This is a genomic window from Desulfomicrobium apsheronum (genome assembly GCF_900114115.1).
Taxonomy (GTDB): Bacteria; Desulfobacterota; Desulfovibrionia; order Desulfovibrionales; family Desulfomicrobiaceae; genus Desulfomicrobium; species Desulfomicrobium apsheronum.
Map to the genome: position 1 here is coordinate 1 of NZ_FORX01000020.1, position 12,727 is coordinate 12,727.

Annotated in this window: 12 protein-coding genes; 9 read left to right on the plus strand and 3 right to left on the minus strand. The window is 53.4% G+C overall.

The features are described from left to right. Nucleotides 1-55: 55 nt before the first annotated feature. Nucleotides 56-211 carry a (2Fe-2S)-binding protein gene (locus BMZ40_RS15635; protein ID WP_092372871.1) on the minus strand — a complete coding sequence of 52 codons (156 nt, stop codon included), beginning with the start codon at nucleotides 209-211 and terminating at the stop codon, nucleotides 56-58. A gap of 118 nt (nucleotides 212-329) precedes the next feature. On the opposite strand from BMZ40_RS15635, the gene BMZ40_RS15640 reads away from it, so the two are divergent. The 8 genes from BMZ40_RS15640 to BMZ40_RS15675 all read left to right on the plus strand — a co-directional run bounded on the left by BMZ40_RS15640 (nucleotide 330) and on the right by BMZ40_RS15675 (nucleotide 8,980). Then, nucleotides 330-1,259, plus strand: coding sequence for a WD40 repeat domain-containing protein (locus tag BMZ40_RS15640; protein WP_281243813.1), 930 nt, complete (start codon nucleotides 330-332; stop codon nucleotides 1,257-1,259). A 72-nt stretch (nucleotides 1,260-1,331) separates the two neighbouring features. Continuing rightward, on the plus strand, nucleotides 1,332-4,082 hold the full coding sequence (locus tag BMZ40_RS15645) for a WD40 repeat domain-containing protein (RefSeq protein WP_092377961.1): 2,751 nt from the start codon (nucleotides 1,332-1,334) through the stop codon (nucleotides 4,080-4,082). A gap of 50 nt (nucleotides 4,083-4,132) precedes the next feature. Then, a complete protein-coding gene (locus BMZ40_RS15650) occupies nucleotides 4,133-4,366 on the plus strand; it encodes a hypothetical protein (RefSeq protein ID WP_092377964.1) in 234 nt (77 codons plus the stop codon). 21 nt (nucleotides 4,367-4,387) lie between these two features. After that, nucleotides 4,388-5,575 (plus strand): hypothetical protein, encoded by a 1,188-nt coding sequence (locus BMZ40_RS15655; RefSeq protein WP_143075662.1) that lies wholly within the window; start codon nucleotides 4,388-4,390, stop codon nucleotides 5,573-5,575. A 3-nt stretch (nucleotides 5,576-5,578) separates the two neighbouring features. Further along, nucleotides 5,579-6,067 (plus strand): hypothetical protein, encoded by a 489-nt coding sequence (locus BMZ40_RS15660; RefSeq protein WP_092377970.1) that lies wholly within the window; start codon nucleotides 5,579-5,581, stop codon nucleotides 6,065-6,067. Between the two features lie 21 nt (nucleotides 6,068-6,088). After that, on the plus strand, nucleotides 6,089-7,279 hold the full coding sequence (locus BMZ40_RS15665; protein WP_143075663.1) for a hypothetical protein: 1,191 nt from the start codon (nucleotides 6,089-6,091) through the stop codon (nucleotides 7,277-7,279). Nucleotides 7,280-7,282: 3 nt separating this feature from the next. After that, nucleotides 7,283-7,771, plus strand: coding sequence for a hypothetical protein (locus tag BMZ40_RS15670; protein ID WP_092377976.1), 489 nt, complete (start codon nucleotides 7,283-7,285; stop codon nucleotides 7,769-7,771). Between the two features lie 21 nt (nucleotides 7,772-7,792). Then, the gene (locus tag BMZ40_RS15675) at nucleotides 7,793-8,980 is read left to right on the plus strand and encodes a hypothetical protein (RefSeq protein WP_143075664.1); all 1,188 of its coding nucleotides are present in this window, start codon (nucleotides 7,793-7,795) and stop codon (nucleotides 8,978-8,980) included. Nucleotides 8,981-9,046: 66 nt separating this feature from the next. On the opposite strand, the gene BMZ40_RS15680 is transcribed toward BMZ40_RS15675, so the two are convergent. Further along, complete coding sequence (locus BMZ40_RS15680; protein WP_092377981.1) at nucleotides 9,047-9,529, minus strand: hypothetical protein; 483 nt, start codon at nucleotides 9,527-9,529, stop codon at nucleotides 9,047-9,049. A gap of 163 nt (nucleotides 9,530-9,692) precedes the next feature. On the opposite strand from BMZ40_RS15680, the gene BMZ40_RS15685 reads away from it, so the two are divergent. After that, nucleotides 9,693-10,085: a Ros/MucR family transcriptional regulator gene (locus tag BMZ40_RS15685; protein WP_092377984.1), complete on the plus strand. Its 393-nt coding sequence runs from the start codon at nucleotides 9,693-9,695 to the stop codon at nucleotides 10,083-10,085. A 60-nt stretch (nucleotides 10,086-10,145) separates the two neighbouring features. Here the strand turns inward: BMZ40_RS15685 and BMZ40_RS15690 are convergent, their stop codons facing one another. Then, nucleotides 10,146-12,692 carry a TIGR03960 family B12-binding radical SAM protein gene (locus BMZ40_RS15690; RefSeq protein ID WP_092377987.1) on the minus strand — a complete coding sequence of 849 codons (2,547 nt, stop codon included), beginning with the start codon at nucleotides 12,690-12,692 and terminating at the stop codon, nucleotides 10,146-10,148. Nucleotides 12,693-12,727 lie beyond the last annotated feature (35 nt).

A 12,727-nucleotide genomic window follows, 5' to 3' on the forward strand; every position in this document is an offset into this window, starting at 1 on the left:
AAATGCTTGTCTTGTTTAAAATTTGGTCCGCCAACTGACGAACGTCTGAAAGACATCAGCGACCTTTCGGATTCTTTTCAGCACACTGGCACCCACCAGCCTTTTTTTCGTTCATGATACGTTCAAAAATTGTAGATTTTCCTTTTTGAATAACATCCTGCTCAATATCGTCGGATGTATAGCCAAAACAATAGCATACGAGTTCTGACATAATCAAACTCCTTAAAGAAATTTTCCGATGAATGCATGATTTTCTCTGAATTGATTACGGCCAGGATGACGGCGATGTCAATTTTTGGCTCTGACGTCGGAAGGAATTTTTCAACACGCTGTTAGGTAACCGGGATGGTACGGTCACCGTCAGGAATACAAAGAGCGGCGAAGTCATGCACGTACTCTCCGGCCATAACGATAGAGTCACTTCAGTAGCCTTTAGTCCGGATGGATCAACGCTGGCTTCGGGCAGCGTTGATGGTACGATAATGATTTGGAATGTGAAAAGCGGCGATGCCCTACGAACTCTTGGGGGAGAAGGGGCTTACTTTACTTCGGTGTCCTTTAGCCCTGATGGGTCAAAGTTGGCTGCGGCAGATTGGAATACAATAAAGATATGGGATATGCAAAATGGCCATCTCTTAGGTGAGATAAGTGGTCGCAGCAATGTCAATTCAGTATCTTTCAATCCAGACGGAACGACAATTGCTTCAAGTAGTGACGATCAACTAATAAGAATTTGGAATGTACAGAACGGCGAACTCGTTCATACACTCAGCAGTCATACTGATAAAGTCACATCAGTATCTTTCAGTCCGGATGGGACGATGCTGGCTTCTGGTGGTTTAGACGGAGTGATAAAGATATGGGATGTAAAAAAATGCATGATCGAGCGTACGCTCAGTGGTCACGCTCCTGGAAATGTTTCTGTTTCATTTAGTTCCGATGGAGAAACGCTGGCTTCGGGCGGCTTTGATGGTACGGTAAAGATTTGGGATGTAAAAAGCGGAAATTTGAAATGGGTGATTGCTTTGTTACATACCAATGAATGGTTTGCTTTTAATCCGAAAAAATCGTTTTATCTCTCATCTTTACACGGTGATAAATACGCTGGAATTCGATTCAATAATTTGCCTGAACCGTTATATGTATATAATCTTGGAACATATTATAAGGACGAACTGAAGAGATGGAGCATATCAAATGTATTAAATGAATCAAATCCAATCATTATAAGAAAGTGGATTCATAAAGCATGGGAGTAAATTTCTATGCTATAATTTTATATCTAGGAATAATATGAGTCATTAAAAATTTTTACATATTTGGAGGTATGTATGTTTAAAATTTTCATAATTACTATATATATTTTTATATTTGCGACCCAATCATTTTCAGAAAATAAAGAAAAATTTCTTCAAATGGAGAAAATTCCTGGAGTTATTTCTGCATCTTTTTCGCCTAATGGGGAAACAATCGCCTTGGGATGCGAAGATGATACTATAAAAGTATGGAATGTTAAAAGTGGAAAGCTGCTACGCACACTCAATGGACATACTGCTGATGTCACTTCGGTAGTTTTCAGTCCTGATGGGACGATGCTTGTCTCTGGCAGTTCCGACAAAACAGTATTAATATGGAATACAAATAATGGAGAAATATTACGAACACTTAGAGGGCATACCGCTGATGTCACTTCGGTGTCTTTCAGAGTGGACGGAGAGACTTTGGCTTCAGCCGACTCTCACGGAAGGATAATTGTCTGGGATGTGCAGAGCGGGGGAATCTTGCTCGATCTCATCGGCCATCAGGAGAGAGTCAATTCCATTTCTTTCAGTCCGGACGGAGCGAGGCTGGCTTCGGCAGGCTTAGATGGTATGGTAATAGTTTGGGATGTGGAGACCGGCATGGCTGTGCGCATGCTCACCGCTCATTACGACAGCGTCACTTCGGTTTCTTTCAGTCCAGACGGGGCGACTCTTGCTTCGGGTAGCAAGGATAGGAGGGTGATATTTTGGCATGTCCGTAGTGGCGCTATGATGTACACACTCGATGTCGATGAGAAAGTCACTTCGACTTCCTTCAGCCCTGACGGCACAATGTTCGCTGCAGGTAGTATGGAGAAGGCGACAACTGTCTGGGATGTGAGTAGCAGCGAAATACTGTACAGTATCGGCGGCCATGATGATAGTATTACATCTGTTTCGTTTAGCAACGATAACTCTGTCCTGCTTTCTGCAAGTATTGATGGCATGATAAATATTTGGGATGTGAAAAGTTGCAATTCAGCACGTACCATTGGTGATGATAAATTTTTTTCTGTATCTTATAGTTTTGATGGAATGATGCTATCTTCTGGTTCTTTTGATGGAAAAATACGAATTTGGGATATGACAAGCGGCAAGGTTGTGCATACGCTTAGCGGTCATACTGGAAAAGTCACTTCGGTTTCCTTTAGTCCAGATGGGACGACTCTGGCTTCAGGCGGCAAGGATAGAAAGATTAAGATTTGGAGCTTGCTGAGCGGCGAAGTTGTACGCACGCTCGGCGGCCATGCAGGTGAAGTCGCTTCGGTTTCCTTCAGTCCGGACGGGGATTATCTGGCTTCAGCCAATGAGGATGGACTGATAAAAATTTGGGATGTGAAAAGTGGCGAAGCCCTGCGCACGCTCGGCGGCCATGCAGGTGAAGTCACTTCGGTTTCTTTCAGTCCAGACGGAACAACGTTGGCTTCGAGCGGCTTGGATGGTTTTATAAGGGCCTGGAATGTGACGAGTGGCGAGGCCGTACGTACGTTCAGCGGTCATAAAGGTCATGTCTATTCGGTCTCCTTCAGTCCAGATGGAGCGATGTTGGCTTCAGCTGGCTCGGATGAAACGATAAAGCTTTGGGATGTCGAGAGTGGCAGCGCATTGCGCACATTCAGTGGACATAAAGGTCGTGTGCGTTCGGCCTCCTTCAGTCCGGACGGGATGACGATGGTTTCGGGCAGCGAAGATGGAATAGTTGTATGGGATGTCGGGAGTGGCGCGATCGTTCGCACGATCGGCGGTGAAGCAAAAAGTGTATATTCGCTATCCTTAAATCCGGATGGAATGACTGTTGCGGCTGCTGGACGGGATAATTCGATAAAAGTGTGGGATGTGCAAAGCGGCAACGCTGTACGTATACTTGGGGGGCATAACGGTCATATCTATTCAGCCTCATTCAATCCGGATGGAACGAAGTTGGCTTCGGGTAGTTCTGATAGCACAATAAAAGTTTGGGATTTGAAAAGCGGCGAGGTCGAACTTACGTTCACCGGCCATACTGACGTAGTGAGTTCGGTTTCCTTCAGCCCGGACGGCGCGTTGCTGGCTTCGGGCAGCTGGGATGGTACGACAAAGATTTGGAGTATGCGGAGCGCTGAGGTAATACACAACCTTGGGGGCAATGTCGGCAGAATTTTTTCGACCTCCTTCAGTCCAGACGGAGCGATGGTGGCTTCAGGCAGCGACAATGGAATAATGATTTGGGATGTGAAGAGTGGTGAGATCGTGCGTACGTTCGGCGGCAATGCAGGCACTGTGTATTCGCTATCCTTCAGTCCAAGTGGAACGATGATAGCTTCCGGCAGCGACTATGGGATAAAATTTTGGGATGTGAGCAGTGGTGAGGTCATACGTATATTCAGAAGCCAGCCTTATTACACTATCACGTCATTATCCTTCAGTCCGGATGGCGCAATGCTGGCCTCGAGTAACGGAGACGAGGTGATCATGGTTTGGGATGTGAGGAGCGGCGATGTCGTTAGCAGACTCGCCGACGATTTTGATAGCGTGACTTCGGTCGCCTTCGGTCCTGACGGCGAGACGCTGGCTTCGGGAGGCTTTGGTGGGGCAAAAATTTGGGATGTGAGTGGTAGCGTGGTTCTACGTACATTTAGGGGTCATTCTTGGAGGGGGGTAACCTCCTTTAGTCCGGATGGGACGAAGCTAGTTTCGGACATCAACGTAGAAAAGGGCCTTAATATCTGGGATATAAATAACGGTGGGCGCGTGTTATCTTTCTGGAGTAACCCCAATATTACTTCGAGCAGAAAATGGTAAATGTGGCTTCGCCGCTAGTCCATTTGTAATAATTAAAGAATCCTGGTTAAGTGGACAAGATCCTGCTGCAAGCCAAAGACATACTGGGCTCTCCCGTGGTCAACCCTTGCGAGCGTGGCAACGTTCACTATTCCATCGAGCCTTCAGCCGCAGTGTTTCACATGTGCAGCGCGGACATGGACCTTTTCACCAAATCAAAAGGCTTCCTCATGAAGGTTACCCTGCAACGAAATCTTGCCGAACCGGACTTTTCCGAGAGGGATATCGTCGCCATAGCTCTGTAGTACGGGCAAGCTGGGATGAAAATGAAATACGCATTAAGCCTGTTTTCCGCACTGTTTTGGCTGGCCATGCTTCCCGCCGTTGCCATGGCCACGGTGGCTGAGGAGGCAAAATTCTTTTATGAAGAAGCTTCCGGTCCAACAGACGAGGAACTGTCCTCAGAAGTCGGATTCATTCGTTATACGTATACAACAAAATTGTCCCACTCCAGACTTGGCCTGGATGCTTCCGAAAAACAATACCTGTTCAACGAACTCCTTACCAATGCCCTCCAAGGCGACATCCACGCCCTGGCCATGGCTGCCGTCCTGCCACATGTGGACCCGGAGTTCTCCGAAGGCAGTGACGTCACCCCCATCGAGCCGTGGCTCATCCGGCACTTGGGCGAGGCCGAAGGCCACTGGCTTTTGGGCGTATTCTACCTGCACTGGCTCTCCGGCTTCCCGCCCTTGAGTCACGCGCCCGTGTACATGAACGCCCCGGACCATTTCCGCAAAAGTGCCCTGGCCGGCAACCGCAAGTCCATGCTTTTCGCCAGCGGCCACGTCCCCAAGGGGGACGATTTCACTCCACCCCCAGGTCAGGAACTGAAACACCCCATGCCAGACTATATCGCGAAAGGGGAACGGGAAAAGTGGTATTGGGCGGTGCGCGCTGCGGAACTGGGCGATGCCTGGGCCAATGCTTTCGTCGGAAGCGAATATGCACATGTGCAGCCCGGCTGGCCAGTGGAGGAGACCAGCCGCATGGTCCTATGCTATTGGGACCGGGCTGCACGGTTTGGTTACTATAAAGCAGGATCTTGGCTATCGCTCATCTTTGAAAATGGTATAAATACAGATCACGGGACCCATATCGTAACCGAACAAGACTGCAAAAAGGCTTTTTTCTATGGGGCGTTGAGGGCCAGATTGAAAACCGACGGTGAATATCTAAAGGACAAAAAAAAATCTGAGGCTGGCGCAGCAGCCGAATTTCATGCCCAAAATTACCTCAAAGGCATCCCCAAAATCAACTTCGCCCCCTGCATGACCCAGTCCCAATACGAAGCCGCCCTCAAGGAAAGCAAGATCGCCTACGACGAGTTCAAAGCCCGGCAAGCCGAGGAAAAAGCGGCCCAGCAGGCCCTCTACGACAAGGCCCGAAAAGCCCTGCCTGAGCTTAGGGCGGAACTTGCGGCTGTGGGCGTGAAGATCAGAGAGGAACAATAAGCCATGTTTCTGCCTGTCAGCCTTCCTGTCCGAGAACTCAGTTCACAATCCAACATAGGATACGACGGCAAACGCCTGCGGGTCATCACACGTTGCTTCCGCGCGGCCATGCTGGGTCCGGCTTCAGCTGGCGTCGGAGTGCGCGTTCCCAGGCTCTTCGGTCATGGACCAATCAGCAGCCTGGACGGAGGCCAACTCGCGCAGGCGCCCATAGAGCAGGAAAAAGACGGCATGCTGGAAAGCGTGCTGGAATTCGATGTGAGCAAGATCCTGCTGCAAACCAAAGACATACTGGCCCCCCCCGTGGTCAACCCTTACGACCATCGCAAACTTCACTATTCCATCGAGCCATCAGCCGCAGTGTTTCACATGTGCAGCGCGGACATGGACCTTTTTGCCAAGTCAAAAGGCATCCCCATGACGGTCACCCTGCAGAGGGACCTTAACGAACCGGACTTTTCCGACAAAGATATCGTCGGCATCGCTTTGTAATACGAGCAAGGTGGGATGAAAATGAAATACGTATTAAGCCTGTTTTCCGCACTGTTTTGGCTGGCCATGCTTCCCGCCGTTGCCATGCCCACGGCGGCTGAGGAGGCAAAATTCTTTTATGAAGAAGCTTCCGGTCCAACAGACGAGGAACTGTCCTCAGAAGTCGGCATCGTACGTGCGGCCTACAAAATGTCGCTATTCCGTCCTGGCGAAAAATTCATGGACGCTTCGGAAAAACAATATCTGTTCACCGAACTCCTTACCAATGGCCTCCAAGGCGACATCCACGCTCTGGCCATGGCCTCTGTCCTGCCGCACGTGGACCCGGAGTTCAGTAAAGGCATTGACGTCAGCCCCATCGAGCCGTGGCTCATCCGGCATCTCGGCGAGGCCGGAGGACACTGGCTCCTTGGAGTATTCTACCTGCACTGGCTCTCCGGCTCCCCACCCCTGAGCCATGATCCCGTATACCTGAACGCCCCGAAGCATTTCCGCAAAAGCGCCCTGGCCGGCAATCGCAAATCCATGCTCTTCGCCAGCGGCCATGTTCCCAGGGGGGACGACTTCACCCCACCCCCAGGCCAGGAACTGAATCACCCCATGCCGGACTATATTGCAAAAGGGGAACGAGAAAAGTGGTACTGGACGGTGCGGGCCGCAGAATTGGGGGATGCGTGGGCCAATTATTTTGTCGGTCGGACCTATGCAAAGGTGCGGACTAACCGAGCTGTGGAGGAAGCTAGTCGCATGGTCCTGTACTATTGGGACCGGGCTGCGCGGTTTGGTTACTATAAAGCAGGATCGTGGCTGACGCTTATCTTGGAAAATGGCGTAAACACTGATCACGAGACACATATTGTTAGTGTTAAAGACTGTAAAAAAGCATTTTTTTATATGGTTTTACGGGAGAGATATCTTACAGATGGTGAATATTTAAAGGATAAAAAAATATCTGAAGACGGTTCTGCTGCCGAATTCTATGCCCAGAAATTTCTCAAAGGCATCCCCAAAATCAACTTCGCCCCCTGCATGACCCAGTCCGAATACGATGCCGCCCTCAAGGAAAGCAAAATCACCTACGACGAGTTCAAGGCCCGGCAGGCCGAGGAAAAAGCGGCCCAGCAGGCCCTCTACGACAAGGCTCGAAAGGCTCTGCCTGAGCTCAGGGCTGAGCTTGCGGCCGTGGGCGTGAAGATCGGGGATGGGCAATAAATCATGCCCCTGCCCGCCGACATTTCTACCCGAAGAATCAGCCCGCAGATCAGCGTCGACGTCGTGGGCAAGCGCCTGCGCGTCACCACACGCTGCTTTCGCCCGGCCATGCTGGGTCCGGCTTCAGCCGGCATCGGAGTGCGCGTTCCCAGACTCTTCGGGCATGGACCAAGCAACAGCCTGGACGGAGGCCAACTCGCGCAGGCGCCCATAGAGCAGGAAAAAGACGGCATGCTGGAAAGCGTGCTGGAATTCGATGTGAGCAAGATCCTGCTGCAAACCAAAGACATACTGGCCACCCCCGTGGTCAACCCTTACGACCATCGCAAACTTCACTATTCCATCGAGCCATCAGCCGCAGTGTTTCACATGTGCAGCGCGGACATGGACCTTTTTGCCAAGTCAAAAGGCTTCCTCATGAAGGTTACCCTGCAGCGAGACCTTAATGAACCGGACTTTTCCGAGAAAGATATCGTCGGCATCGCTTTGTAATACGAGCAAGGTGGGATGAAAATGAAATACGCATTAAGCCTGTTTTCCGCACTGTTTTGGATGGCCATGCTTCCAGCCGTTGCCATGGCCACGGCAGCTGAGGAGGCAAAATTCTTTTACGAAGAAGCTTCCGGTCCAACAGACGAGGAACTGTCCTCGGAAGTCGGATTCATTCGTTATACGTATACAACAAAATTGTCCCACTCCGGACTTGGCCTGGATGCTTCCGAAAAACAATACCTGTTCAACGAACTCCTTACCAATGCCCTCCAAGGCGACATCCACGCACTGGCCATGGCTGCCGTCCTGCCACATGTGGACCCGGAGTTCTCCGAAGGCAGTGACGTCACCCCCATCGAGCCGTGGCTCATCCGGCATCTCGGCGAGGCCGAAGGCCACTGGCTCCTGGGCGTGTTCTACCTACACTGGCTCTCCGGCTCCCCGCCCCTGAGCCATGATCCCGTATACCTGAACGCCCCGAAGCATTTCCGCAAAAGCGCCCTGGCCGGAAATCGCAAATCCATGCTCTTCGCCAGCGGCCACGTCCCCAAAGGGGACGACTTCACCCCGCCCCCTGGCCAGGAACTGAAGCACCCCATGCCGGACTATATCGCAAAAGGGGAACGAGAAAAGTGGTACTGGACGGTGCGCGCCGCGGAATTGGGGGATGCCTGGGCGAATTATTTTGTCGGAAGCGAATATGCACATGTGCAGTCTGGCTGGCCATTGGAGGAGACCAGTCGCATGGTTCTGTACTATTGGGACCGGGCTGCACGGTTTGGTTACTCTAATGCAGCCGCTTGGCTATCGCTCATCATGGAGGACGGAGAGAATACTGATTTCGGAACCCATGTCGTGACGGAGCGGGACTGCAAAAAGGCTTTTTTCTATATGGCATTGATGGCCCGGATGGAGACTGATGGGGAATATCTGAAAGATAAAAAAAAATCTGAAGCTGGCGCAGCGGCCGAATTTCATGGCCAAAAATTCCTCAAAGGCATCCCCAAAATCAACTTCGCCCCCTGCATGACCCAATCCGAATACGATGCCGCCCTCAAGGAAAGCAAGATCGCCTACGACGAGTTCAAGGCCCGGCAGGCCGAGGAAAAAGCGGCCCAGCAGGCCCTCTACGACAAGGCCCGAGAGGCTCTGCCGGAGCTTAGGGCGGAACTTGCGGCTGTGGGCGTGAAAATGGGTGACGGGCAGTAGCCATGCTGCTGCCCGTCACCCACCTTGTCCGAGAATTATGTCCGAAACCAAACGCTCAAGCGTTTATCAGTTCATGGCTCCGTGCTCACCCTGCATCTGCAGCTTGAGGGACTGAATCAATTGCTGCGCCTTCTCCGACGTCTTCCATTCACCGTAAATCTGCATCCAGTAGTCGAACCCGAAGATCTTCTGCATAAGCTGATCTTCATGCAGATCCACCCAGGTGTCGAACAGATACATTTCGACTGAAAAATCCTTGCTGTCCAGGACCTTCAAAACGGTGTTGGCCGGGTATTTCTTGCCTTCGAAGTTGACCTGGAGAAACTCGACCACGGCTTGCTGGGACAGCTCGGGGGACAGGGGACGGCCTTGCACGCTCTCCGCCAACTCCCAGTATTCGGGGAATTTGGCCTGCATCTGTTTCTCCTGCTCTTCAGTCAATTTAATAAAAAGACTGCCATCCTGCTCTTCGATAAAATAATAGCGAAGCCAAAATTCAAAATGAAAAACCTGGGCCATGTCGTTCATCGCATTGTGCGGAATTGCCATTTTTTTCTCCCTGTAGCGTGATTATCGATTAGTTTTCCTGAATGAAAAAATATCGTGCACTCAATTCTGGATGTATCATCGCAAACATTCATAGCGTGTTGACAAATTTACAGAACGAAACTAATGCTACGAATTACAAATACGCGATAGTTGGAGGTTACACATGGAAGATTATGTAAAACAAGCGCTCGAAATCGTCAAAGCACAAGCCAGTGTGCGCAACATGAACGAGGAAGAGCTGACGTCCATGATTCGTTCGTTGACCGAAGGAATCAAGAACGTCGCCGAAGGAAACCAGCCCGAACCCGAAGCAACCCTGTCCCTTGATGATGCCAAAAAAGCCATCCGCGAAAAAAGCATCATCTGCATGGAATGCTCGAAGTCGTTCAAGGTGCTGACCAAACGCCACCTGGCCACCCACGGCCTCACTCCCGAGGAATACCGGGAAAAATGGGGCTACAAGAAGGGCACGTCCCTGGTGGCCAAATCCCTGGCTCGTGACCGCCGCAAGAAAATGCAGGACATGAAGCTCTGGGAAAAACGGGTCAAGAAGTAATCTTGCCCCTGTACCAACCGGAAAGGCGAAGCACATGCTTCGCCTTTTTCATTTTCATCCTCAGAAAAACTGTGCAATCTTGATCAGTCGTCCCTGCAGCATCGTGAATTCCGGATCCACGGCCTGCAGCACAAAGATGGGGCTTACATAGAGGGTCTGCCAGTCAAAATCGACGACAAATCCCTTTTCGTCCTCCGTGATGGACTTGACCATGGGCCGCACGTCCACTTCTCCGGGTTCACCCTTCTTGGTCCGCTTGAACACCTTCCACTCCGCCGCTTCCAGAAAGGCCGGAAGCCTGGCCGCGAAACGCTGACTGTCTTCCGCGCTCACGAACCCGAGGGAAAAACGCTCATGGTTCGAGATGGGCGCCTTGCCCTGACACGGCAACTCGTCCACCTTGACCACGCGCATGCCCTGCGGCAGCTCGGCTTCGAGCAGGGCGGGCAGATCCTTGACTACCATGTGTTCGCGCACGAAGAAATCCATCCACTCGCAGACGCTGCCTACGCCGACCGGCAATGCCCGGGCAAAGGACAGGAGCGGCGCGGGGTGGAAGCCGCTGCTGAACGCCAGGGGCATGCGCGCGCGGCGGAACGCGCGCTCGAAAATCCGTTGCAGCTCAAGCTGGCTGAGGTACATGGCCGGGCCGGTCTTGGAGTACCACAGCCGAAAGCGCTGTTCCTTGTTGTGCAGGTCGATGGCGGGAGCCGGGCTTTCGGTTGGCGGCTCGTCCACCAGCCCGGCGTCTTCCTGATCGCGGGTGGCGCGGTTGATGACCGGGACGATGTCATGGCCTGCCGCCTGGCGCGTCAGTTCGGATTCGCGACCGTCCAGGTTGCAGACCCCGCAGGACCGGCAGGCCTCGTAGCGACAGTCGGGAGTCGCGGCCTCTTCCAGGGCGCGGCGGCGCTCGGTTAGCAGATATTTGCGGCTCACACCGGAGGCGAGGTGATCCCAGGGCAGCGGCTGCTCTGGATCGCGCTCGCGCAGATAAGACTCCGCGTCGATGCCGGTTTCTGCAAAGGCCTCAAGCCACGGCTCAAGGCGCAGATGATCGGACCAGCTGGTGAAGAGCGCGCCCTTGGCGTAGGCGACCTCCAGGGCGGGAGCCAGGTGCCGGTCGCCGCGCGAAAAGACCCCTTCGAGCCAGGTCATGTGCGAATGATGCCACTTGAGCTTGAGCTTCTTGTAGGGGCGGAAGATGTTGCGCAGATAGGCCAGCCGTTCCTCGATCTCGGCCATGGAGATCTGCCGCTCCCACTGGAACGGGGTATGCGGCTTGGGCACGAACGGCGAGACCGCTGCCGTGACCTGCAGGCGCCTGACGTTCTTTCCGGCGCTGGCCGCGACCTTGAGGCACAGATCGAGAATGCCGTGCAGATCCTCGCGGGTCTCGGTAGGCAGGCCCATCATGAAATACAGCTTGACCTGCTGCCAGCCCAGGCGAAAGGCCTTCTCCGTGTGATCGAGCAGTTCGTCCTCGGTCACGCCCTTGTTGATGACGTTGCGCAGCCGCTGGGTGCCTGCCTCCGGGGCCAGGGTCATGCCCGTGTGCCGGATCTTGCCCATGAGCCGCATGAGATCCTCGGAAACAGAACCCACGCGCAAGGACGGCAGGGAGATGGAGACCTGCTCCTGCCTGCAATGACTGTAGGAGGACAGGAAAAGAGCTTCCAGCGCGCTGAAGTCGCCGGTGCTGAGCGACAGGAAGGACAGCTCCTCGCTACCCGTCTCGGCCAGACCGCGATCGATGATGGAACCGAGCACGTCCACCTCGCGCTCACGCACGGGGCGATAGATCATGCCCGCCTGACAGAAGCGGCAACCACGGGTGCAGCCGCGCGCGATCTCGACCGAATAACGGTCATGCACGGGCTTGCCAAAGGGCACGATCTGGCGCGTCGGGAAGGAGACCGCGTTCATGTCCATGACGATGCGCTTCTCGACCCGGGGCATCTCGCCGTCCACCGGGCGCATGGCTCCATTGCCGTCGTCCTCGAAAAACGAAGGCACGTACACGCCGGGCACCTCGGCCAGACGCCTGATCAGTTCGCTGCGGGCCCAGCCTTCATCCTTGCCGCGCGCGATGAGCCCGAGCATCTCGGGCAGAATCTCCTCCCCGTCGCCAAGCACCATGACATCGACAAAAGCGGCCAGCGGCTCGGCGTTGAAGGTGCAGCCCCCTCCGGCGATGACCAGCGGATGCCCATCGCCACGCTGCGCCGCACGCAGGGGAATCCCCCCCAGGTCGAGCATGTAGAGCACGTTGGTGTAGCACAGCTCATGGGTGATGCTGAAAAGCACGCCGTCCAGATCCCTGAGCGGCGTGTCGCTCTCCAGGGTGGCCAGGGGCGTGTCATGGGCCCGAAGCACCTCGGCCACATCTTCGGTGGGCGCGAAGACCCGCTCGGCGTAGAAATGGTCCGTGCCGTTGACGATGTCGTACAGGATCTTCTGTCCAAGATAGGACATGGCCACTTCGTAGAGATCCGGAAAGGCCAGGGCCACGTGGGCCCGGACTGTTTTCAGGTCCTTGTGGACACTGTTGATCTCGGTGCCGAGGTAGTGACTGGGGCGGGAAAAGAGGGGGAGCAGAGCCTTCATGGGTCCTTGCCGTGCGCAGGGCCGGGCAGAAAAAA